The organism is Tsukamurella sp. II2bb, assembly GCF_057815145.1.
In genome coordinates this window covers 255,836-277,564 of record NZ_JBYPZI010000006.1, presented here as the reverse complement: position 1 = coordinate 277,564, position 21,729 = coordinate 255,836, and the positions used below count along the sequence as shown (strand labels likewise).

Annotated in this window: 25 protein-coding genes; 14 read left to right on the top strand and 11 right to left on the bottom strand. The window is 71.3% G+C overall.

Annotated features, from left to right (window positions below; translation table 11 throughout):
* Positions 1 to 45: 45 nt before the first annotated feature.
* From AC21LY_RS15645 to msrA, 3 genes are all read left to right on the top strand, one after another.
* Positions 46 to 1,608: a PucR family transcriptional regulator gene (locus tag AC21LY_RS15645; protein WP_489047436.1), complete on the top strand. Its 1,563-nt coding sequence runs from the start codon at positions 46 to 48 to the stop codon at positions 1,606 to 1,608.
* A gap of 76 nt (positions 1,609 to 1,684) precedes the next feature.
* Complete coding sequence (locus AC21LY_RS15640; protein ID WP_489047435.1) at positions 1,685 to 3,052, top strand: ferredoxin--NADP reductase domain-containing protein; 1,368 nt, start codon at positions 1,685 to 1,687, stop codon at positions 3,050 to 3,052.
* Between the two features lie 99 nt (positions 3,053 to 3,151).
* Entirely contained in the window at positions 3,152 to 3,688 is a 537-nt protein-coding gene (gene msrA, locus AC21LY_RS15635; protein WP_489047434.1) for a peptide-methionine (S)-S-oxide reductase MsrA, read from the top strand.
* A gap of 1 nt (position 3,689) precedes the next feature.
* Here the strand turns inward: msrA and AC21LY_RS15630 are convergent, their stop codons facing one another.
* Genes AC21LY_RS15630 through aroA form a run of 3 tightly spaced genes read right to left on the bottom strand, consistent with a single transcriptional unit; the run spans position 3,690 to position 7,168 of the window.
* Complete coding sequence (locus AC21LY_RS15630) at positions 3,690 to 4,871, bottom strand: glycosyltransferase (RefSeq protein WP_489047433.1); 1,182 nt, start codon at positions 4,869 to 4,871, stop codon at positions 3,690 to 3,692.
* 37 nt (positions 4,872 to 4,908) lie between these two features.
* On the bottom strand, positions 4,909 to 5,901 hold the full coding sequence (gene rsgA / locus AC21LY_RS15625; RefSeq protein ID WP_489047432.1) for a ribosome small subunit-dependent GTPase A: 993 nt from the start codon (positions 5,899 to 5,901) through the stop codon (positions 4,909 to 4,911).
* On the bottom strand, positions 5,894 to 7,168 hold the full coding sequence (gene aroA, locus AC21LY_RS15620) for a 3-phosphoshikimate 1-carboxyvinyltransferase (RefSeq protein ID WP_489047539.1): 1,275 nt from the start codon (positions 7,166 to 7,168) through the stop codon (positions 5,894 to 5,896). The genes rsgA and aroA overlap by 8 nt, the downstream gene beginning before the upstream one ends.
* Before the next feature lie 119 nt (positions 7,169 to 7,287).
* On the opposite strand from aroA, the gene AC21LY_RS15615 reads away from it, so the two are divergent.
* Both AC21LY_RS15615 and soxR read left to right on the top strand, forming a co-directional pair.
* On the top strand, positions 7,288 to 8,106 hold the full coding sequence (locus AC21LY_RS15615) for a hypothetical protein (protein WP_489047431.1): 819 nt from the start codon (positions 7,288 to 7,290) through the stop codon (positions 8,104 to 8,106).
* A 33-nt stretch (positions 8,107 to 8,139) separates the two neighbouring features.
* Positions 8,140 to 8,592: a redox-sensitive transcriptional activator SoxR gene (gene soxR, locus AC21LY_RS15610; RefSeq protein ID WP_489047429.1), complete on the top strand. Its 453-nt coding sequence runs from the start codon at positions 8,140 to 8,142 to the stop codon at positions 8,590 to 8,592.
* Between the two features lie 3 nt (positions 8,593 to 8,595).
* On the opposite strand, the gene AC21LY_RS15605 is transcribed toward soxR, so the two are convergent.
* Positions 8,596 to 9,795 carry a hypothetical protein gene (locus AC21LY_RS15605; protein WP_489047428.1) on the bottom strand — a complete coding sequence of 400 codons (1,200 nt, stop codon included), beginning with the start codon at positions 9,793 to 9,795 and terminating at the stop codon, positions 8,596 to 8,598.
* A gap of 109 nt (positions 9,796 to 9,904) precedes the next feature.
* Between AC21LY_RS15605 and AC21LY_RS15600 the strand changes: the two genes are divergently transcribed.
* The 4 genes from AC21LY_RS15600 to AC21LY_RS15585 all read left to right on the top strand — a co-directional run bounded on the left by AC21LY_RS15600 (position 9,905) and on the right by AC21LY_RS15585 (position 11,851).
* Entirely contained in the window at positions 9,905 to 10,663 is a 759-nt protein-coding gene (locus tag AC21LY_RS15600) for an SOS response-associated peptidase (protein ID WP_489047427.1), read from the top strand.
* Between the two features lie 106 nt (positions 10,664 to 10,769).
* Positions 10,770 to 10,946 carry a hypothetical protein gene (locus AC21LY_RS15595; protein WP_489047426.1) on the top strand — a complete coding sequence of 59 codons (177 nt, stop codon included), beginning with the start codon at positions 10,770 to 10,772 and terminating at the stop codon, positions 10,944 to 10,946.
* 160 nt (positions 10,947 to 11,106) lie between these two features.
* Positions 11,107 to 11,598, top strand: a complete 492-nt coding sequence (locus tag AC21LY_RS15590; protein WP_489047425.1) for an Hsp20/alpha crystallin family protein — start codon at positions 11,107 to 11,109, stop codon at positions 11,596 to 11,598.
* Between the two features lie 76 nt (positions 11,599 to 11,674).
* Complete coding sequence (locus AC21LY_RS15585) at positions 11,675 to 11,851, top strand: hypothetical protein (RefSeq protein ID WP_489047424.1); 177 nt, start codon at positions 11,675 to 11,677, stop codon at positions 11,849 to 11,851.
* A gap of 32 nt (positions 11,852 to 11,883) precedes the next feature.
* Here the strand turns inward: AC21LY_RS15585 and AC21LY_RS15580 are convergent, their stop codons facing one another.
* A complete protein-coding gene (locus tag AC21LY_RS15580; RefSeq protein WP_489047423.1) occupies positions 11,884 to 12,276 on the bottom strand; it encodes a VOC family protein in 393 nt (130 codons plus the stop codon).
* 59 nt (positions 12,277 to 12,335) lie between these two features.
* Here AC21LY_RS15580 and AC21LY_RS15575 point away from each other — a divergent pair, with 59 nt between their 5' ends.
* Entirely contained in the window at positions 12,336 to 12,989 is a 654-nt protein-coding gene (locus AC21LY_RS15575) for a helix-turn-helix transcriptional regulator (RefSeq protein ID WP_489047422.1), read from the top strand.
* Here AC21LY_RS15575 and AC21LY_RS15570 read toward each other — a convergent pair.
* The 3 genes from AC21LY_RS15570 to AC21LY_RS15560 form a co-directional block, all read right to left on the bottom strand.
* Entirely contained in the window at positions 12,979 to 15,090 is a 2,112-nt protein-coding gene (locus AC21LY_RS15570) for an SDR family oxidoreductase (protein WP_489047421.1), read from the bottom strand. The two genes, AC21LY_RS15575 and AC21LY_RS15570, sit on opposite strands and share 11 nt — an antisense overlap.
* Before the next feature lie 195 nt (positions 15,091 to 15,285).
* Complete coding sequence (ybaK, locus tag AC21LY_RS15565) at positions 15,286 to 15,777, bottom strand: Cys-tRNA(Pro) deacylase (protein WP_489047420.1); 492 nt, start codon at positions 15,775 to 15,777, stop codon at positions 15,286 to 15,288.
* A gap of 122 nt (positions 15,778 to 15,899) precedes the next feature.
* Positions 15,900 to 16,538 (bottom strand): hypothetical protein, encoded by a 639-nt coding sequence (locus AC21LY_RS15560; protein ID WP_489047419.1) that lies wholly within the window; start codon positions 16,536 to 16,538, stop codon positions 15,900 to 15,902.
* 297 nt (positions 16,539 to 16,835) lie between these two features.
* Between AC21LY_RS15560 and AC21LY_RS15555 the strand changes: the two genes are divergently transcribed.
* Both AC21LY_RS15555 and rsrA read left to right on the top strand, forming a co-directional pair.
* The gene (locus tag AC21LY_RS15555; RefSeq protein WP_489047418.1) at positions 16,836 to 17,510 is read left to right on the top strand and encodes a sigma-70 family RNA polymerase sigma factor; all 675 of its coding nucleotides are present in this window, start codon (positions 16,836 to 16,838) and stop codon (positions 17,508 to 17,510) included.
* Positions 17,507 to 17,788, top strand: coding sequence for a mycothiol system anti-sigma-R factor (gene rsrA, locus AC21LY_RS15550; protein ID WP_489047417.1), 282 nt, complete (start codon positions 17,507 to 17,509; stop codon positions 17,786 to 17,788). The genes AC21LY_RS15555 and rsrA overlap by 4 nt, the downstream gene beginning before the upstream one ends.
* Positions 17,789 to 17,870: 82 nt before the next feature.
* Here rsrA and AC21LY_RS15545 read toward each other — a convergent pair whose 3' ends face one another.
* The gene (locus AC21LY_RS15545) at positions 17,871 to 17,945 is read right to left on the bottom strand and encodes a 50S ribosomal protein bL37 (RefSeq protein ID WP_371820987.1); all 75 of its coding nucleotides are present in this window, start codon (positions 17,943 to 17,945) and stop codon (positions 17,871 to 17,873) included.
* 85 nt (positions 17,946 to 18,030) lie between these two features.
* Between AC21LY_RS15545 and AC21LY_RS15540 the strand changes: the two genes are divergently transcribed.
* Positions 18,031 to 19,524: a sensor histidine kinase gene (locus AC21LY_RS15540; RefSeq protein ID WP_489047416.1), complete on the top strand. Its 1,494-nt coding sequence runs from the start codon at positions 18,031 to 18,033 to the stop codon at positions 19,522 to 19,524.
* Positions 19,525 to 19,595: 71 nt separating this feature from the next.
* Here AC21LY_RS15540 and AC21LY_RS15535 read toward each other — a convergent pair whose 3' ends face one another.
* Both AC21LY_RS15535 and AC21LY_RS15530 read right to left on the bottom strand, forming a co-directional pair.
* Complete coding sequence (locus AC21LY_RS15535) at positions 19,596 to 19,850, bottom strand: WhiB family transcriptional regulator (protein WP_489047415.1); 255 nt, start codon at positions 19,848 to 19,850, stop codon at positions 19,596 to 19,598.
* 373 nt (positions 19,851 to 20,223) lie between these two features.
* Positions 20,224 to 21,219 (bottom strand): diacylglycerol/lipid kinase family protein, encoded by a 996-nt coding sequence (locus tag AC21LY_RS15530; RefSeq protein ID WP_489047414.1) that lies wholly within the window; start codon positions 21,217 to 21,219, stop codon positions 20,224 to 20,226.
* A 40-nt stretch (positions 21,220 to 21,259) separates the two neighbouring features.
* Between AC21LY_RS15530 and AC21LY_RS15525 the strand changes: the two genes are divergently transcribed.
* Positions 21,260 to 21,727 (top strand): hypothetical protein, encoded by a 468-nt coding sequence (locus AC21LY_RS15525; RefSeq protein ID WP_489047413.1) that lies wholly within the window; start codon positions 21,260 to 21,262, stop codon positions 21,725 to 21,727.
* The last annotated feature ends 2 nt before the right edge of the window (positions 21,728 to 21,729 follow it).

Below are 21,729 nucleotides of genomic sequence, written 5' to 3'. Positions count from 1 at the left end.
CGACGTTCCGTCAGTATTCGGCACGATGGTTTTACACTTCGTCGTATGGGAGTGACGGTTGCGGAGGTGCTCGCGCTGCCGGTGGTCCGTGCGGGCGATCCGGAGGTCCACGTCGCCGTGGGCCTGGACCGGCAGGTCCGGTGGGTGCACGTCGGCGACGCCGCCGAGGTCGCCGACCTGCTGACGGGCGGCGAGCTGATCCTGACCACCGGTCCGGCGCTCGCGGCAGACCCGGGCGGCTACTGCTCGGCGCTCGCCGGCGCGGGCGCGGTGGGGCTCGTCGTGGAGCTCGGCCCGCGCCTGCCACGGATGCCCGACGGGGCGATCGCGGCGGCCGAGCGGGCCGGGATGGCGCTCGTGGCCCTGCGCCGCGGGATCCGGTTCATCGCGCTGACCGAACAGGTGCACCGCGCCATCGTCGCCGCGCAGTTCGACGAGGTGGAGTTCGCGCGGCACGCCCATCAGGTGTTCACCGAGCTGTCCATGCGGCGCGCGGACGCGGACGACATCGTCAGCAGCGCAGCGGACCTGATCGGCACCCCGGTCGCGCTCGAGGACACCGGGCGCCGGGTGCTCTCCCTCGCCGCGCACGGGCACTCCGCCGCCGAACTGCTGGACGGCTGGCCGACCCGGTCCCGGGTGGACGGGGTGGCGGTGTCCGTGGGCGCCGACGGCAAGATCTTCGCCCGGCTGGTGGCGCCGCTCGCCGAGCCGACGCCGCGCGTGGCGATGGTCCTCGAACGGACGGCGCAGGCGCTGGCGCTGCGGGAGATGGTCGAACGCGACCGCACCGCGCTGGAACAGCAGGCCCACCACGGCCTCCTCGACGACCTGCGGACCGGCCGGATCTCCGACGAGGCGGGGGCGTCCGCCCGCGCGCGCACCCTCGGGCTCGAGGTCGCCCGCTTCTACGTCCCGCTCTGCGTGCTCATCGACATGGACACCGGGCACGACGAGCTCAGCACGCGCCGCCGCCAGGTGCAGGTGCACGACGCGCTGCGGCACGCGCTCGGGCTGGCCCGGATCACCGCGATCAGCTCGGTGACGGGGACGGCCGTCGACGTGGTCGTCGCCTGCCCGGCCGTGGACCCGGACGCCGCGGTCGACCGCGCGGGTCGGCTGATCATCGCGGAGGTCGGGCGGGTGCGCGGGGTCCGCAGCGTGACCATCGGGGCCGGCTCCGCGGTGGGCCGGATCGTGGACGCGGTGGCGGGCATCGCCGACGCGCACCACGTCGCGTCCGTCGTCGCCGCGATGCCGCGCGCCGAGGCCCGCGTGCACCGCGCCGCGGACACGCGGCTGCGCGGCCTGATCGCCCTGCTCGTCGACGATCCACGGGTCCAGGCCTTCGCGCACGCCGAGCTGCGGAGGATCACCGACGGCCCCGATGCCGAGGCGAATCTCGCGCTGCTGCGGGCCTTCCTCGAGACCGCCGGGAACAAGACCGAGCTGGCGCGGCGCCTGCACGTCTCGCGGCCCACGCTCTACGCCCGGTTGGCCGCCCTGCAGGAGAGGATCGGCGTCGACCTCGACGACGGCACGTCGCGGACCTCGCTGCACGCCGCGGTTCTCGTTCTGGACGCCGCCGGTCAGGTGCTGCCGCGATGACCGCGACGTGGCGTAGACTTCGTACTTTGGGCAGCCTAAGAAGACTGCCGGACCGTTCGTTTCGGGAGTGTTGTTGATGAGACCCTTGCGCGTCGCGATCGTGGGTTCCGGGCCGTCGGGATTCTTCGCCGCCGGCAATCTGCTGGAGCAGGACGACATCGAGGTCCAGGTCGATGTCTTCGACCGGCTACCCACGCCCTTCGGCCTGGTCCGGTACGGCGTGGCCCCCGACCACCCCGCGATCAAGTCGGTGACCAAGATCTTCGACCGCACCGCGCAGCACGAGAACTTCCGCTACTTCGGCAACGTCGAGATCGCGACCGACATCCAGGCGTCCGAACTCGCGCAGTGGTACGACGCGGTGATCTACGCGATCGGCGCGTCCGGCGGCCGCCGCCTCGAGGTCGACGGTGCCTGGCTCCCCGGCAACCACCCGTCGAGCGATTTCGTGGGCTGGTACAACGGCCACCCCGACCGCTGCGACCTCGACGTCGACCTGAGCGTGGAGCGCGCCGTGGTCATCGGCAACGGCAACGTCGCCCTCGACGCCGCCCGGATCCTGGTGACCGACACCGACAAGCTGGCCGGCACCGATATGGCCGACCACGCGCTCGAGGCGCTGCACCGCTCCTCGGTGCGGGAGGTCGTGGTGCTCGGCCGCCGCGGCGCCGAGCAGGCCGCGTTCACCCCGTCGGAGGTCGCGGAGCTGGGCAAGCTGCCGGGCGTGGACGTGATCGTCGACCCCGCCGACGTGCCCGCCGAGGACAAGGCGCGCGACAAGGCCCGCCCGCCGGTCGAGCGCAACAACCTCAAGCAGCTGCGCAAGCTGGCGGCGCAGGAGCCCACCGGTGCCGACCGCCGGATCGTGCTGAGATTCCTGCGCTCCGTCGTCGGGATCGGCGGAGAGGATCGCGTCCGCACCGTCTCCATCGCCCGTAACGAGCTGGTGGAAGGCGAGGACGGCACCGTCGAGGCGCAGCCCACCGCCACCGTCGCCGAGCTCGACGCGGGCCTGGTGATCCACGCCGTCGGCTACCACGGCACCCCCATCCCGGGCATCCCCTTCGATACCGAGCGGGGCGTCTTCCGCAACGCCGACAGCCGGATCGTCGGCTACGACGGTGCGCCCCTGCCGGGCCACTACGTGGTCGGCTGGATCAAGCGCGGACCGTCGGGCGTGATCCCCACCAACCGGGACTGCGCGCGCGACACCGTCTCGGTGCTCCTCGCCGACGTCGCCGCGGGCCGGCTCGCGCGCAGCGAGTTCGACGGTGCGCAGGTCGAGAAGTTCATCGTCGACCGGGCCCCGAACCTGGTGGAGTACGACGGCTGGATGGCCATCGACGCGCACGAGACGGCCCTCGCCGAGGAGCACGCCCGCCCCCGGGTGAAGCTGACCAGCGTCGACGCGATGATCGACGCCGCGCAGGCCGCAGCGGACTGACCTCCTGCGCCCCGCGCGGGTAGCGTCGGAATCGTGGGCGCCCGAAGGTTGTTGAATCGACTCGCGGGAGCATCGGTCTCCCGGCGGAAGGAACTGCGCATGACTGACAACGGCACCATCACCACCGTCCCGGGCCGGGAGACCGCGGTGCTCGCGGGAGGCTGTTTCTGGGGCATGCAGGATCTGCTGCGCAAGCAGCCCGGCATCGAGAGCACGCGCGTCGGCTACACGGGCGGCGTGAACGCGAACGCGACCTACCGCAACCATCCGGGGCACGCGGAGGCGGTCGAGATCGTCTTCGACCCCGCGAAGACGAGCTACCGCGACGTGCTGGAGTTCTTCTTCCAGATCCACGACCCGAGCACGAAGGACCGTCAGGGTAACGACGTGGGCTCGAGCTACCGCTCGGCGATCTTCCCGCTCAGCGAGGAGCAGGAGCGCGTAGCCCGTGAGACCATCGCGGATGTGGACGCCTCGGGGATCTGGCCGGGGAAGGCCGTGACCACGATCGAGGCCGTGGGACCGTTCTGGGAGGCCGAGCCGGAGCACCAGGACTATTTGGAGAAGTACCCGGACGGCTACACCTGCCACTTCCCGCGCCCGGGCTGGAAGTTGCCGAAGCGCGCCGAGGCGTAGCTCAGGCCCGGTCGAGTACCTCCGGGAAGGCGGAGAGTTCGGGGAGCGCCTGCGTCCGGCGCGCGAACCGCTGGGCGTTGCGCCTGTACGTGGGATCGGCCAAGATCGTCGCCACGGCGGCGGCGATCTCGCCGGCCGACGCCGTGGCCGGGTCGAGGACGATCCCGGCACCGAGGCGTTCGACCTGCGCCGCATTGCCGGGGTGATCCCCGAACAGGGGGAGCAGCACCGCCGGGACGCCGGCCTGCAGCGCTTCGCGGACCCCGTTGAAACCGCCGTGGGAGACGAAGACGTCGCAGGTCGACAGGACGGTCTGCTGGTCGACGAAGCCGGTGACGGAGACTCTCGCGGGCGGGTCGGGGACGGGATGGGATCCGACCGCCACCACGGCGCGCACGTCGAGAGCGCCGACGGCCTGCACGATGCGGTCCAGGAGCTCGCCTCCGATGCCGATCTGCGGCGCCACCGAGCCGAGGCTCGCCAGCACGAGCGGCCCGTCGGCGGGCAGGTCTGCGATCGCGGCGTCCAGCGGCGCGTGCGTCCGAGCTCCCGGGCGGAAGCAGTGCACGTCGCCGACGGGTCGGCCGGGAGGGTAGAAGTCGAGGGGCGTCTGCGCGATCCGGGGGCGATCGGGGAGCGCGGTGACCGCGGGCAGGTCGTGCGCCCGGCGTACCTCGTTGAGGATCGAGATCGTCTCCGGGGCGTGCTCGTCGAACAGGGGCGCCACGTCCAGCACCGCCTCGCGGCAGCCGAGCTTCGCCGCGACGAGATGACCTCCGAACTCGGTGTTGTCGCGCAGAACGAGGTCGGGCACGGCGTCGCCGAGGGCGTCGAGCAGGGCGGTCGCCACGCGGTACGCGAGGACCCCGATGAAGGCGCGCGCGGAGACCAGCGCCGATGACGTCGGCGGCACGCGGGCGATCGACGACTGCGCCGCGGGCGGGTCGTAGCCGGTCACGGTGAAGGTCTCGGCGCGCAGTGCCGGATCGGTCACGACCTCGCGCAGCTCGGGCACGCCGTGGAGCGGGAGAGCCTCGAATCCGTACTCCGCGACCAGGTCCACGCCGGCGTCGGGGACCGCGATCGTCACCTGGTGACCGGCGGCGCGGAGTGCCGACGCCGCGGGCAGGACGAACGGGACCAGGTGCGAATAGCCGGCGATACCGGTGATCAATATGTTCACTTAACTAACGATATAGCAATCTGTACCGCTCCGCGGTTCACGCCCACTCGGGGGTGGCGGTCAGGTCGGCCAGGAGGCCCCGGACCGCCATTGCCCGACGGTGCGCCGTCCCCTCCAGGGCGTCCAACGCGCATTCCGGATCGGCGGGCGGCCCGAGATGCGTGCACCCGCGCGGACACGCCAGCACCGCCTCGGCGAGGTCAGGGAAGGCCGCGACCACGTCGTCGGTCGAGATGTGCGCGAGGCCGAAGCTGCGGATGCCGGGGGTGTCGACCACCCAGCCGCCGTCGGGCAGCCACAGTGCCACCGACTGGGTCGAGGTGTGCCGCCCCTTGCCGACCCCGGAGACCACGCCCGTCGCCCGATTGGCGTCCGGGACGAGGCGATTGACCAGTGTGGACTTGCCGACTCCGCTGTGCCCGATGAGTGCGGTCACCCGCCCGGTGAGCAGCTCGTGCGCCTCGTCGAGCGGGTCGCCCCGGCCGGCGGCGATCACGGTCAGGTCGAGGTCGGCGAAGGCGGCGGTGAACTCCTCCGCGTCGGCGAGGTCGCCCTTGGTGAGGCACAGCACCGGGGTCAGCCCGCCCGCGTAGGCGGCGATCAGGGTGCGCTCGACGAAGCCGGTGCGCGGCGGCGGGTCCGCCAGCGCGGTCACGATGAGCAGCTGCTCGGCGTTCGCGACGACGATCCGCTCGTACGGGTCGGTGTCGTCGGCGGTCCGGCGCAGCACCGTCGTCCGTTCGTCGACCCGGACGATCCGGGCGAGCGTGTCCTTGCGGCCGGACAGGTCGCCGACGACGCCGACGGAATCGCCCACGACGATGGGGGAGCGGCCCAGCTCGCGGGCCCGCATGGCGGTGATCACCCGCTCGGGATCGCCGCCGAGGGCGCAGCCCCACCGGCCGCGATCCACGGAGACCACCATCGCGGTGTCGGCCTCGCTGTGGTCGGGGCGGTTCTTGGTGCGCGGTCGGCTGCCCTTGCCCGGGCGCACCCGGACATCGGACTCGTCGTATTCGCGCTTACCCAAGGCTCACTTTTCCGCCGCTGAGCAGCGCGTGCCACAGAGCGGGGAAGTCGGGCATCGTCTTCGCCGTCGTCGAGATGTTCTCGACCTGCACGCCCTCGGTGACGAGGCCCAGGATCGCGCCGGCGGTCGCCATCCGGTGGTCGGCGTAGCTGTGCCAGACGCCGCCGTGCAGCGTCGCGGGTTCGATCCGCAGGCCGTCCTCGGTCTCGGTGCAGCGGCCGCCGAGCGCGGTGATCTCGGTGGTCAGCGCGGCGAGGCGGTCGGTCTCGTGTCCGCGCAAGTGCGCGATGCCCCGCAGGTGCGAGGGCGAGTCGGCGAGCGCGGCCAGCGCGGCGACGGTGGGTGTGAGTTCGCCGATGTCGCGCAGGTCCCAGTCGATGCCGTGCAGCGCGCCGGTGCCGCGGGCGGTCAGCGCACCGTCGGCGTGGCCGACCTCGGCGCCCATCGCGGCGAGGACGTCGGCGAACTGGACGCCCGGCTGGGTGGACCGCGGGTTCCAGTGCGGCACGGTCACGGCACCGCCGGTGATCGCGGCCGCGGCGAGGAAGACGGTGGCGTTCGACAGGTCGGGTTCGATCGTCCAGTCGTGGGCGTGGAGCCCGCCCGGCGCGACGCGCCAGGTGTTCGCCTCGGAGGTGTCGACCTCGGCGCCGGCGGCGCGCAGCATGTCGACGGTCATCTCGATGTGCGGCATGGAGGGGACCGGCTTGCCGTCGTGGTGCACGGTCACGCCCTCGGTGAAGCTGGGGCCGCTGAGCAGGAGGCCGGAGACGAACTGCGAGCTCGCGGATGCGTCGATGGTGACGGTGCCGCCGCGGATCGGTCCGTCGCCGTGCACGGCGAAGGGCAGCCCGTCGCCGTCGATCGACGCGCCGAGCCCGCGCAGCGCGTCGAGGACGGTGCCCAGGGGGCGGGTCCGGGCCTGCGGGTCACCGTCGAAGGCGACGGTGCCGCGCGCCCCGGCGGCGAGCGGCGGGAGGAAGCGCATGACGGTGCCCGCCAGGCCGCAGTCGACCACGCCGCCGTGCAGTTCGCCGCCGGTCACGGCAACCGTGGTGTCGGTAATGATCTCGACGTCCGCGCCGAGCGCCTGCAGGGCGCGGGCCATGAGGTCGGTGTCGCGGCTGCGCAGCGTGTTGGTCAGCGTCGAACGCGAGGTCGCCTGCGCCGCAAGGACGTACGCGCGATTGGTGATCGACTTCGAGCCCGGGAGGGCGACGGTGCCCGTCACCGGACCTGCGGCGAGGGGCGCGGGCCATAGCTCCAACTGCTGCACGCCGTTCATCCTCGCACATGAGAGGCGTCGCACCGCGTGCTACCTTGCTGGGCGAAACAGGTCAGGTCGTCACCGCCGGGAGATCTTCGATGAAGCGCAATCGTTCGTTCGTGAGCAGGGCCGTCGTGGCCACCGCCACCGTCGCCACGCTGGCGACCTCCGCAGGGCTGCTCGCCCCGGTTGCATCGGCCGATCCGAATCCGGCCGGGCCGCCCCCGCAGAAGGCCGGCGAGCTGGTCATCGGCTCGGGCAACCTGCCGGGCGATATGGAGTACGGCGGCGCGGTGCTGTCCGGTGCGGCGGCCGGCTGGAACGCGGCGTGGGCGGCGCTGAACCGCGCGGCCGTGACCCCGCCCGAGTGCAAGGTGCTCTACGCGGGCCTGCCCATTCCGAAGGGTACCGACACCGCCCAGACCAGCGGCACCTCCCGCGGCGCCGGCTGGTCGATGGTGGTCTCGAAGTTCACCATGGATCTGGCGCCGCTGCGCGCCGCGCTGCCCAAGTGCGCCAGCTTCAAGGCGGTGCGGGACGGCGTGACCACCGAGGTCGGCGTGCGCTCCATCACCGTGGCCGGCGCCCCGGACGGCCTGGGCCTTGAGTTCACCGCCAAGAGCAAGCGCGGCAACCAGGTCCAGTACCTGCAGACGCGCCAGTACACCGCCGTGGTGAACGGCGTCACGATGTCGCTGCGCGGCGGCCGCGAGACCCTCGCCCCCGCGCCCTTCACCGCCGAGGACGATCAGCTCGCCTCGAACCTGCTCGCCAAGCAGGAGGCGTTCCTGAAGAACCCGCCGAAGCCCGACGCCGCCCCGGCAGCGGCCTCCGAGTCGGCATCGGCGTCGGCGGCACCGTCCGCGAAGCCCGCCTCGGCCGCGCCGTCGGCGAAGCCGGCGCCCGCATCGTCGTCGGCGCCCAAGCCGGCCCGCTGATTCCCGAACAAACGTTGAGGTAATCTCCTGGGGGTGGAGACCACCCGGGAGTTCAGCGTCGGCCAGCTCGCCGCACGCAGCGGCGTAGCCGTGTCCGCACTGCACTTCTACGAGCGCGAGGGCCTGATCTCCGCGCGGCGTACCTCCGGCAATCAGCGGAGGTACCCGCGGGAGACGCTGCGGCGGGTGGCGTTCATCCGGATCAGCCATCGGGTGGGGATCCCGCTCGCCACCATCCGCGAGGCCCTCGCCACGCTGCCGGACGGCCGCACGCCCACGAAGAAGGACTGGGAGCGGCTCTCCAAGCACTGGCACGACGATCTCTCGCACCGGATCGACGAGCTCACCCGGCTCCGCGACAACCTCACCGACTGCATCGGCTGCGGCTGCCTGTCCATGGCCTCCTGCGCGCTGGCGAATCCGCACGACGCGCTCGGCACTACCGGCGCGGGCCCGCGCCGGGTGTTCGACGAGTTCGGGTCGTGACGGCTACTTGTCGCGGCTGACGACGACGCCCTCGGGATCCTTGGCGTTCCACGCGGGATCGTGCGCGTCGCGGCCGCAGATCACGTATGCGAACTTGCCCTCGGCATCGGACGAGGACACCCGACGGCACAGGTACTCGTAGGTCCTGGTGCTCGGTCCGTTCGCCCCGGGACCGAAGCGATGATCGAGCTCGGAGCGTGCGGTCGCGCAGTCGATGGCGTCGTTGCGCAGGTGGATCGTGCCGGTGAAGGTGGCTGATCCCGCCTGGTTGCCGCTGTACGTCCCGCACGTCGGGCCGTAGCCGAGCACCAGCTTGCGCGGGCACTGGTAGCGCAGCGCCGCTTCCGTGACCCGCTGGTCGATCCGGAGGCCCGCTGCGATGTCCGCGGGTGAGGTGTCGGCGATCTTGGCCCGGGTCGCGGTGGTCTCCGCGATCATCGAGGTCTTGAGCTCGGAGTCCTTCATGGAGCGGTAGGTCGTCAGCGTCTCGTCCAGTTTCCTGAGCATCGTCGCCTTGTACGCGGACGGATCCGCCGCCGCGGCGTCGGCCTCCTTGGCGAGCGGTGCGATCGTCTTCTCGCCCGGCGAGGTGCCCACGGCCTCGCACTGCATGCGTCCGAGCATGCGGATCTGCTCTCCCGCGTCGTCGGCGGCGCGCGCGTCCGCGAGCGGCACCGTCAGTGCGCCGAACCGTACGCCGCTGTGGGCCGACACCGCGTCGCACACCGCCTGAGCGAACTTCGCGTCGCCGCCGTCGGGCACGAATCTGCTGTCGTGGGTGGGATCCTCGCTCGCGGCGAGCATCTTCTTCCGCGCCGATTCGACGGTGATCGCGGTGCCCGATCCCAGGCCCGCGGTCGCCATGTTCTTCTGCACCTGCTCCAGCTGTTGCGCGAACGCGGGCGAGCTCACGACCGCCTCGACGAGGTCGGGCCAACTCGAGTTCGCTCCCGCGGAGCCGGGGCACGACGACGCCCCGGGGAAGACCTGCTGCGCGGCCTTCGTCAGCGGAAAGCCCGACGGGCCGAAGCGCGCGAGCGCGAACGTCCCACCGGTCACGATCAGCGCGGCCGCCACGAGGAGGGCCCCGACGATCAGCGCCGTCCGGGCGGGTGACCGCCGTGGAGGCGGCGACCACGCCGCGGGATCGACGGTGCCTCCGGCGGCTGCCGGGGGACGCGGGAACGGCTCTGGTGTGGACACGCCTGATTGTGGCGGTGCCGGAGCGGCCCGGTCAATCCTCTGAACGGAGGAACGCTCGGCCCGGCGGCTGCGGCGCCGACCTGTCGGCGCACCGTCGTAGCCTGGTCACATGTGCGGACGGTATGCGGTGACCACGGACCCGGCGCTGCTGGCGGCGGAGATCGACGCGGTCGATGAGACCGAGGGCGTCGAACTGGACGTCCCGGGCTACAACGTCGCGCCCACGACGAACATCGTCACCGTCGTCGCGAGGCACGCGCGGGAACGGCCGGACGATGCGCCGACCCGGCGGTTGCGGGCGATGCGGTGGGGCCTGCTGCCGCACTGGCAGAAGACGCTGAGCGGGCCGCCGCTGTTCAACGCCCGCGCGGAGTCCGTGCAGGAGAAGCCGGCGTTCCACACGGCGTTCCGGAACAAGCGCTGCCTGATCCCGATGGACGGCTGGTACGAGTGGCAGGTGCTCGATCCGGGCGCGAAGAAGCCGCGCAAGCAGCCCATGTATCTCACGCCGGCCGACGGCACGCGGATGTACATCGCGGGCCTGTGGTCGGTGTGGCGCCCCGCCGGGGCGGGTCTGGACGTGCCGCCCGTCCTCTCGGCCACGGTGGTCACGACCGACGCCGTGGGCCCGCTGCGCGAGGTCCACGATCGGATGCCGCTGGTGCTCACCCCGGAGGTCTTCGACGAGTGGCTCGATCCCGACGGCCCCGTCGACCCGGCGCTGCTCCTTCCGCCCGCGCCGGAGGTGGCCGAGCGGATCGAGATCAGGCCGGTGTCCGCGCTGGTCAACGCCGTGGCCAATACCGGCCCGGAACTGATCGAGCGGGTCGAGCCCGGCACGGAACCCGGCCAGCTCAGCCTGCTGTAGCCGAACGTCTCAGTCCGCTCCGCTACGGTCCGTGCAACCTCGTCAGGGAGATTGCGGCGATCAGCCGTCGCCGCAACAATGAAGGAGCGAAGAAGCGAGGTGGACGATGACCGATCTGGCGGAGAGCGCGCGTCAGCGTGACGAGGCGGACTTCGAACTCTTCGGACGGACGCCCGAGGCTCGCCAGCTCAGCGCGAGGATCCTCGTGAATCTGGATCGCCAGGAGGGCAAGGAGCCTCCGCAATGGGTGCTCGACGTCGCGGAAGGGCGGCTCCCGGCCTGAGGGGTGGACTCGAGCAGTTGAGCCTGCTGACGCGATGCCCGAAAAGTCCGTCTGAGACCTCTGGCACTCTCGCGCAGAGAGTGCTAAAACAGGAAGTGCACAGTTGATGAGTCGCCCGTCAGGGTGGCGGGCGGCCTGGAGTTCACGGGAGGTGTTTGCTGTGCTTCGCTTCGACCCTTTCTCTGAGTTCGACGACCTGACGCAGGGGCTGCTCGCCGCCGGGCGGCAGACGGGATCGGCGCGGTCGCCGCGGTTCATGCCGATGGATCTCTACCAGGTGGACGACCACTACGTCCTCACCGCCGATCTGCCCGGGGCGGACCCCGGTTCGATCGACGTCAACGTCGAGAACGGCGTCCTCACTCTCACCGGTCGTCGGTCGACGATGTCCGACTCCGGCGTGCGCTGGCTGACCAGCGAGCGGTTCTCCGGCATCTACCGCCGGCAGCTCGCGCTCGGCGACAGTATCGACACCGCCGGTATCGCGGCGCGATACGACAACGGCGTTCTGACGGTGACGATTCCGATCGCCGAGCGAGCCAAGCCGCGGCAGATCGTCGTCGAGCAGGCGACGGACGAGCCGCCGTGCGAGCAGCTCGCCGTGCACTCCTCGTCCGCCGACGGTGACGCGGAGATCGAAGCAACGCAATAGGTCCGGGTGGGCCCGTGCCGGCTGGCCACGCCGCCGGCCCGCCCGGCCGCCCCCGACGCTGAGCGGAGGATGTGAAATGTCCTACTGGAGTGATTCTTTCGCGCACGTTCCGACGGCGGGCGTCCCCCAGGCGAACTCCGCCGACGTGCTGGAGCAGTCGAGCCCCGTCGACCTCGAGGAGCTGATCGAGGACTATCCGTGGGTGCGCCGAGACGAAGTGCTGACCATCGACGGTCACCGCTTCTTCGTCTGACCGGTCCGCGCCGGCGGCGCCGGACGCGCCGGTCACTGCGGTGCGAAGAGCTGCACCTGGTAGCCATCGGGGTCGACGACGCCCGCGTAGCGCTGCCCCCAGGGCGCGTCGAACGGTTCCATCGCGCTCGGGCTGCCCGCGGCGACGAGTTCCGCGTGCACCTCGTCGACGACGGCCGGGGAGGCGCACTTGACGCACAGGGTCGCGTTCTGGCCCGGCTGCTTGACCCAGTCGGGCTCCATCGAGCGGATCACCGCGGCGGTGTCCCACATCAGCCGCATCCCGCCCGGCAGCGCCGCCTCCACGTGCGGCTCGTTCTCGGCACCGTCGGGAATCGCGAGGCCGAGCCGGCGGTAGAAGGCGAGGGATGCGGCGAGGTCCTCGGTCACCATGCCGATGGCGTCGAAGCGCAGTCGTTCAGTCATGCGGCCACGGTATGTCGCCGAGTCCCTCGCGTCTTGAACGTTTCGGACATACTCGAACCGTGTACAGCGAGCGGCCGGCGTCGGTCCCCGGAGCGGTCCGGTGGACCTCGGTGGGGCGCGCCGGGCCGTCGCTGATCCTGCCCGACGGGTGCATGGACGTCATCGTCGTCGACGGTGCCCCGCTCGTCGCCGGTCCGGACGCCGTCGCCGCCCGCGTCCACGGGTTCGACGGTGCCCGGATCGACGGCCTGCGGTTCCCGCCGGGCGTGCTGCCGCAACTCCTCGGCATCGCCGCCGACGAACTCACCGGCCTGCGCGTCGACCTCGCGGACATCCTGCCGCACAGTCGGATTCCGCAGACGCGCGACCCGGAGGCGATCGCGGCCGCGCTGCTCGACGGGGTCGACCCGGACCGACGGATCGGCGCCATCGCCGCGCGGCTGCGCGCCGGGCACACGGTCGGTGATGTCGCGGCGGAGGCCGGTCTCGGCGAGCGGGCGCTGCACCGTCTGGCCCTGCGGTCCTTCGGCTACGGCCCGAAGACCCTCGCGCGGATCCAGCGCTTCCAGCGGGCGCTCGGCCCGATCCGTGCGGGTCGTGCACTCGCCGAGGTCGCGGCATCGTCGGGCTACGCGGACCAGGCCCACCTGACCCGCGAGGTGCGGGCCCTGGCCGGCGTCCCGCCGTCGGGGCTGCGCGCGGCTACCAGTTGATGCCGGGCAGGCGGTTGAGGGTCTTGCGGGCCAGGCGCCGCAGTCCCTGGTCGCCGGAGATGCCGAACAGCGGGCTGACCGCGGCGGTCGAGAGGTCCTTCGACAGGTCCTTGGTCGCGGCGCGGGTGGCGGCGAGCCGCCCACGCGGCGTATCCACCTCGGCCACATCGACTTCCAGAACCTTCGCCGCGCCTTCCTCGTCGCCCTCGGGCTCGGGGAAGAGCAGGTAGCCCTGGTGCTGCGCGGCCGCCGCGAGCCGCGGCGAGAGGAACTGGCCGAACTGCGCGAGGGTGCCCAGCGGGGTATCGATGCGGCGGGGACGCTCGATGATCGCGCGCACCACGATCTGGCCGGCCTTCTCCACCGACAGCGCCATCGCGTTGTCGTAGGCGTCGGTGGGCTCGATCATCCGGGTGCGGGTGAGCGGCATGTGGATGTTGGTGAAGGTCACGTGGTCCGACATGGTCTCCGCGGCGGTGATGTCGCTGAAGGCCTCCAGCGCCGACTTCGACGCGATGTAGGCCGCGAACCGCGGGCCGCGCACCTGCACGCCGATCGACGAGATGTTCACCACGTGCCCGGACTTGCGGGCGATCATGTGCGGCAACAGTTCCAGGATCAGGTACACCGCGCCGAAGTAGTTCACGGCCATCGTGCGCTGGTAGTCGTGCGCGCGGTCGACCGAGTTGATCGTCGCGCGGCGGATGGACCGGCCCGCACTGTTGACCAGCACGTCCACGTGGCCGTGTTCCGCCAGGATCTGAGCGACGGTGGTGCGCACCGCCTCCGGGTCGGTCACATCGCACTGGTAGGCGCGCACGGTGCCCTTCGGCAGGCCCGGCAACCCCGGCTCCGCTTCGATCCGCAGTACGGCGTCCGCGAGGTCCTCGGCCTTGCGGGCCACGATGAAGACGTGGGCGCCCTTGAGGACGGCCTGCTTCGCGGCCTCGCGCCCGATACCGGAGGAGCCCCCGGTGAGCAGGATGTGCTTGCCCACGAGCGGCCCGCGCGGATCGTCCCGCCGGTTGCGGGACGGATCGAGATGCTCGGCCCAGTAGCGGAACAGGCGCGGACCGTAAGTCTTCAGCCGCGGGAGCGTCACGCCCAGGCGGGAGAGGCTCCGGTACGTGGCCTCCGAGTCGAACCGCGTGTTGTAGAACGGGTGGTCCAGGATCGCCGGAGGCAGCCCGAGCTGGCGCGCGATCGCGTCGCGCAGCGCCCGCACCTCGCCCCGGCGGCCGACCCGCGCCGCGAACTCGCCCAGCGGTGCGCTGGGCAGCGGCAGGGTCTTCGGGCCCGAGAAGGCCGGCGCGATCGCCTCGTAGATCGCGGCCATGCTCTGGCCCTTGGGGTCGGCGAGGTGGTAGACGGTGCCCGGCGCCGGCTCCGCGGTGACGAGCGCGACGAGCGCGGACGCCACGAAATCCACCGGCACGACGTTCGTGTACCCGAGGTTGGCGAACGGGACTCGCAGGTGATGCGGAATGGTGCCCATGAGGCGCAGGAACGGGAAGAAGTAGTACGGACCGTCGATCTTGTCCGCCGCGCCCGTCATCGAATCGCCGACGACGATGGAGGGCCGGTAGATCTGCCACGGCACCGTCGCCGTGCGGACGAGGCGCTCGGACTCGTACTTGGTGCGGTGGTACGGGGTGGGGAAGTGCTGGGCGACGTCGAAGTCGGATTCGGCGAACCACCCCTCGTGGTTGCCGGCCACCGCCAGCGACGAGACGTGATGCATCGTGGCGCCGAGGCGCTCCGTGAGCGCGAGCGTGTTGCGCGTGCCCTCCACGTTGGTCAGCTGCTGGATCTCCTCCGGCGCCTCCATGTCGTAGACGGCGGCGAGGTGGATCACGTGGTCGATGCGCTCCGGCAGGTCACCCGGGGCGATGCCGAGGCCGGGCAGTGTGACATCGCCCGGAACCGGGACCACCTGCGGCGCGAGCTCGTGACCGAGGTCGGCGATGAGCCGCTCGAACCGCGGAAGTGAGGCGTCCCGCACCAGGAGGTAGATCGTTGCGCCGCGATCCGCTGCGGCGAGCCGCGCCACGACGGCACGGCCGATGAAGCCCGTCCCGCCGGTGACGAAGTAGCTGGCCATACCACGAACCTACTTTCCGCTGCGCCCGCCACCAAACCGGTCGCGAGAGCCGTTCACCCATTCACTATCACGGCGCGGCCGGCGGCGCCACCGTCATCCCCGTCACGGCGGGTGCTGGGCTGTCCGCCCGGTGCTTCTCAGCCCAGTGCCGCCAGGGGTGTGACTGTGATCCCGGCGGTGGCAGGTGGCGGGTTCTCAGCCCGGCGCGGCCAGGGGCGCGACTCTCGCCGACGTCGCCTGCACCAGGTCCGACGGTGCCAGCTCGACCTCCAGGCCCCGCCGCCCCGCGGAGCAGAAGACCGTGTCGAAGCCGAGGGCCGACTCGTCGATCGCGGTGGGCAGCCGCTTGCGCTGTCCCAGCGGGGAGACCCCGCCCAGCACGTAACCGGTGACGCGCCGCACGTCGGCGGGGTCGGCCATCGTCGGCCGATGCAGGCCGAGCGCGGCACCGGCCGCCTTGAGGCTGAGCTTTCCGGAGGTGGGCACGATCGCCACCGCGAGCTGTTTGCCGTCGGTGATCACCAGCGTCTTGAACACCCGCGCCGGGTCGTGCCCCAGCGCCTCCGCCGCCTCGCCGCCGAAGGATTCGGCCCGTGGATCGTGGACGTACTCGTGCGTCGTGAAGGCGATGCCCGCGGCCTGCAGTGCCGCGATCGCAGGCGTCGCCGCAGCGCTCTTCTTCCCCATGCCGCCAGTCAATCAGACGTCCACCCCACCTCCCGCGGGGGTTTCCTCCTCCCTCCCCGGGTTGTAACCGGGTGACCAGTCGCGAACCCCCGCGGGAACCAGCGCTCGGCTGCCCGTCGGACTCAGCCGCTGTGAAGCACGCACTGATCGCCGATGGTGGAAGGCAGCAGGACGGCGCCGCACTCGTGACACACCCGCCACGGTCCGTGCCACCCGCCGGAGACGGTGCGGAACCGGTGTTCGGCCGCCAGCCAGGCGGCGAAGTCGGCATCGTCGTCGGGCGCGGCCGTCGGTTCGGACTGCTGTGGTGGACCGGGCACCACGCCCGCGAGCAGGCCCGCGACGAAGTACCGGGACTCCGTCGCCATGTCCGTCAGCTCGTCAAGGCTGACGTTGTAGGAGCGGTACTCCCACTCGACGTGGGGACACCACGCTGCGACCCGCCCGATGAAGGTGTTCGCCCGCCCCATCAGGTAGTCACGGCACCCCCGTGGGCTGTCGAACCACAGCTTCTCGTCGAACGGTGCTGGACCTGGCCCGGCGGTCTCCCACCGCGGTGGCACAGCGAGTGGAGCGAGAACGCAGTGCGCGGTGTCGTCGTCGCCGTCGAACTGCTGCACCAGGTGCATTCCGCGCTCCGCAGCCAACCGGCGGGCCTCCCCGAGGGAAAGCCGCTCGGCGTCGTCACCGAGCCCGAGCTGCACGACCGGTGCGGCGATGGCGTCGTCGTAGCGGAGTTCCCGCAGCGGTTGCATCTGCATGGTCCCGTCTTACCGTCACGGTCTCGGTCCAGCCACCGATTTCGCCGGCGATCAGCGCGTGAGAGCGCGTCGGGGTACGGGGCCGGCACCGTCGGACGTGCGCACACGGCGCGCGTGCGCACAGCCGCGTGGCGTGCGCGGATGGCCTCAGTGTCAAGTGCGGGCGAGTCAATTGCCCGGCTCGTCCTGAGTCCACCGCCTCGCAACGGGAACAAGCCGGACATCGGCGCTGTTGCAGAGGTCGTGAGTGCAGGTAGCGGCGCAGCGGTCCTCGAGCGACCGGTAGCCTTCGACGGTATGACGGACGGGGACACCACGCGCGTAGCGGATCCGGACTCGGCCCTCGACGAGGTGACCGAGACGCCGGAGCAGCTCACGGCCCGCTTCGAGACCGAGGCGCTGCCGCTGCTGGACCAGCTCTACGGTGCGGCGCTGCGGATGACGCGCAATCCGGCGGACGCGGAGGACCTGGTCCAGGAGACCTACGTGAAGGCCTACAGCGCCTTCCGCAGCTTCAAGAAGGGCACCAACCTCAAGGCCTGGCTGTACCGGATCCTCACCAACACCTACATCAACGGCTACCGCAAGAAGCAGCGGCAGCCCGCGCAGTACCCCACCGACGAGATCACCGACTGGCAGCTCGCGGCCACGGCGGAGCACAGCTCCACGGGCCTGCGCTCGGCGGAGATCGAGGCGTTGGACGCACTGCCGGACGATGAGATCAAGCAGGCTCTCGCGAAGCTCCCGGAGGAGTTCCGCATGGCGGTGTATTACGCCGACGTGGAGGGATTCCCCTACAAGGAGATCGCCGAGATCATGGGTACCCCGATCGGCACGGTCATGTCGCGGCTGCACCGCGGACGGCGGCAGCTCCGCGCCGAGCTGGAGGGCGTCGCGCGGGAGCGCGGCTTCCTGCGGGGGCAGGATTCCGACGGTGCCGACGGCGCCGCCGAGCAGGAGGATGGCAAGTGACGTACTCGTCGGACGGCAACCCCGATCTGGAGCTCGACTGCTCCGCCGTGATGGCCGACATCTGGCTGCTCCTGGACAACGAGTGCGACGCCGCCGCGAAGGAGCGGCTCAAGGCGCACATCGACGGATGCTCGCAGTGTCTGTCGCACTACGGCATCGAGCAGCAGATCAAGGCGCTGGTGGGGCGTAAGTGCGGTGGCGAGCGCGCTCCCGACGGGCTGCGTGAGCGCCTGACGATCAGCATCCGGCACACCGAGGTGCGCTTCCGCTCGGAGTAGCCGGGGCGACCCGCAGACATGACGAGGGCCCGTCGACGATGTCGACGGGCCCTCGCTCGCAAGTGCAGTGAATCCTGATGGCTCAGGAGTTCGGACGCTTGCCGTGGTTGGCGGCGTTCTTCTTGCGCCCGCGCTTCTTACGTCCACGCTTTCCCATGGCGGTCTCCTTCCTGTCCTCAGGCTCATTCGCAGTACCGGTTATTGTTTCACGACGGCACCGACGACGACAAAAAGGCGGTCCCATGGCCTCCCTCGCCGACCTCCTGGCGATCCACACCGACCTGCCCGGCCGGGCCGCCCGGCACCTGCAGCGGATCGCCGGTGAGTGGCAGCTGCTGGCCGACCTGTCCTTCGCCGACCTGCGGTTGTGGGTGCGTGACGACCCCGAGGGCGACTCCACCGATCCTGCGTACATCTGCATCGCCCAGTGCCGGCCCAACACCACCTCCACGGTCTACGACTCCGACGGCGTGGGCGTGACCGTCCCGCCCTGGGAGGCGCCCACGCTGCACGCGGCCTTCGAGGGTGGCGTCGTCGTCAAGGGCGTGACCCCGGCGTGGACCGGCCCGGCCCGGGTACGGCGGGAGGCGGTCCCGGTGCCGTCGCACGGGGAGGTGATCGCGGTCCTCACGCGCGATTTCAACGTGACCCACCCGCGCACCCCGAGCCCGCTCGAGGTCGCGTACACCGAGTGCGCGGACGATCTGTGCACCATGGTCGCCGAGGGCACCTTCCCGGAGCCCGAGGAACTGCCGACCGGCGAGGCCGCGCCGCGTGCGGGCGACGGCTTCATCCGGCTGGACGGGAACGGTCGCGTCGTCTTCGCGAGCCCGAACGCGCAGTCCGCCTACCGCCGCATGGGGGCCGCGACGGATCTGGAGGGCAGCGAGCTCGCGGAGGCCACGGCCGAGCTGGTGGGCGACAGCTTCGAATCCGAGGATCTGGCGGCCGCCCTCGATGGCGCGCTGCGCCGCGGCGAGGGATCGCGGATCGAGCTCACGAAGGGCGGCGTCACCGTCGTGCTGCGCGTCCTGGGGCTCCATCCGGGCGGCAGGCACGACGGTGCGGTGGTCCTGTTGCGGGACGTCACCGAACTCAAGCGCCGGGATCGGGCGTTGATCTCCAAGGACGCCACGATCCGTGAGATCCATCACCGGGTGAAGAACAACCTGCAGTCGGTCTCGGCACTGCTGCGGCTGCAGGCCCGGCGCACCCGCAACGAGGAGGCCAAGCGCGCGCTCCTGGAGTCGGTGCGGCGCGTGGCGTCCATCGCGCTGGTGCACGAGACCCTGTCGATGAGCGTGGACGAGCACGTCGACATCGACGAGGTCATCGATCGCCTCATCCCGATCATGGGCGATGTGACGCCGGCGGGCGGGTCGGCGGCGGTCACCGTCGTGCGACGGGGCGACGTGGGACTGCTCGACGCCGATCGGGCGATGCCGCTGGTGATGGTGGTGACCGAGCTGATCCAGAACGCGATGGAGCACGCCTACGAGCCGGGGGAGTCGGGCACGATCGAACTGCTCGCGCACCGGTCCACGCGGATGCTGGACGTCACGGTCCGCGACGACGGTGCCGGCCTCCCGCCCGGCTTCAACCTCGAGGCGTCGGGCCGGCTGGGGCTGCAGATCGTGCAGACGCTGGTGAAGTCGGAGCTGGGCGGCGAGCTGTCCCTGGTCAGTAGGGACGGCGGGACCGATGCCGTGCTTCACGTGCCGCTGCAGCCGGCCTGATCCGGGCGGATACCCGGCGCACGACGAGGGCCCGGGGAAGATCCACCGGGCCCTCGTCGAAGCGGATGCTGCTACACAGCGGTGCGCGTGCGGGTCCGCGCGTTGCGACGCTTGAGCGCGCGACGCTCGTCCTCGCTCATGCCACCCCACACACCGGCGTCCTGACCGGACTCGAGGGCCCACGCGAGGCACTCGGCGGTCACGGGGCAGCGGTTGCAGACCAGCTTGGCGTCCGCGATCTGCGCGATGGCCGGACCGCTGTTGCCCACAGGGAAGAACAGCTCCGGATCCTCGTCACGACAGATGGCCTTATGGCGCCAATCCATGTCAGTACACTCCTTCAGGCGCGCGGGCGCGCCACTCATCGCAGGTGTCGATCCGACACCGAATTTCCAGGCTGTTAACGCGGAGGGAACCGAACTGTTTCCGCGTTGTTACGTCATGAATATTTCCACGTTCTCAGCAAGAGTCAATAGATTCCGGCTCAGAGGTGGGGGATCTCACAGCGGGGGCGGTGAGGGACCCTGTCCGAGGCGTGTACTACACTCCTGCCGGTCCGGCGGCGTTCCCGCAAGAATATCCACACAAGCTGCGGGTATGCAATAGTTTTCTGCGCCGTCGTGATCGATCGCTCTTCCGGTGCCGCCGATCGGGTCACGCCGAGTCCGGTGGGACGAGCGGAGGCGGGCGGTCGAGGGCTCAGCGCACGGGCGGCAGCGGCGGCAGGTCGGCGACCACCCGGATGCGCTCCGGCGAGTACCAGAACCGGACCTCGGTGCGGTCGCCGAGATGGTCCCCGTCGACCTGGGTCGGTACCGGGATCTCGCTGCTGACGCGCAGTTCGCGCAGGTCGTCGTGCCGGACGAGGTGGCGCACCGTCGGCCCCTTGGTGCGTCGCGCCGAGAGCATCTGTCGCACCAGCATCAGGTTCGGGATCGTGCGCATGGAGCGCGACGCGAAGACGCCCAGCCCGGTGCCGTAGTCGGTGCCGGGGTTGGTGAAGACGGCGCGGTTGCCCAGGAAGGTCCACGGGCTGGCGTTGGAGACGAAGGCGAAGTGCACGCCGTCGACGTCCGTCCAGGTCCCCGGCTCGTCGCCCGGCAGGTGGACGGTGAGCCTCGGCTCGCGTCGTGCGGCCTGGAAGAAGGTGCGGATGGAGGTGCGCACGTACCGCGCGGAGGTCGCGGCCTTGCCCTTCTCCCGCAGCGCCTCCATGTTCGCGATGACCTCGGCGTCGACGCCCATGCCCGCGTTGAACAGGAAGTAGCGGTCATCGGCGCAGCCCAGGCCGATGGTGCGGAAGCTGCGCCGCGCCAGGAGGTCGGTGAGGTGGACGGTGGCCTCCTCCGGGTCGCGGGGCACCGCGAGGGAGCGGGCGAAGACGTTCGCGCTGCCGCCGGGGATCACCGCGACCGCCGGGAGGGACTCGGGTGCCGTGGCGGCCGCCTCGCCGGGCAGACCCTCCCGCCCGAGGATCCCGCAGACCACCTCGTTCACCGTGCCGTCGCCGCCGTGGACGATCACCAGGTCGGTGCCGTCCGCGCGGGCCGCGGCGGCGAGTTCGGCCGCGTGGCCTCGGTGTTCGGTCTGCGCCAGGGTGACGTCCAGCGTGGACGCCAAGGCCATCGCTACGAGGTCTCGACCCGCCGCGGTGATGGACGTGGCGTTGGGGTTGGAGATCAGCAGCGCGCGCACACCGAGCAGCCTACCCAGACGGTCCCGATACCCTGGGGTCGTGACATCGACCAACGGAGGCGGGGACTCCCGCCCGGCGGCCACCCGTTCCCGTACGAAGCGATCCGGCGCCACCCGCACCGCGGCCCCCGGCACGGCCCGCGCGGCGGGCGTCATCGTCGCGATCGAGGGTCTGGTGGCGCTGGTCGTCGGGGTGGTGGAGCTCGTTCGCGCGATCACCGGCACGGCGGACACCACGACCGGGGCCTACGGCATCGCCTTCTGGATGATCCCGATCGGCGCGGCCGTCCTCGCCGGCGGCGTCGCGCTCCTCCGCGGGCTGCGCTGGGGCCGTGCGCTGGGCGTGCTGACCAACCTCCTGCTGGGCCTCACCGGCATCAGTGGCGCGTTCGCCCAGAGCTCGCCGGTCCTCGGCTATCCCCTGCTCGTGCCCGCGATCGTCGTGCTGGTCCTGATGTTCAGCCCGCCGACGGTGGCCTGGCTCGAGGGCGAGTACCGCCGGGACTGACG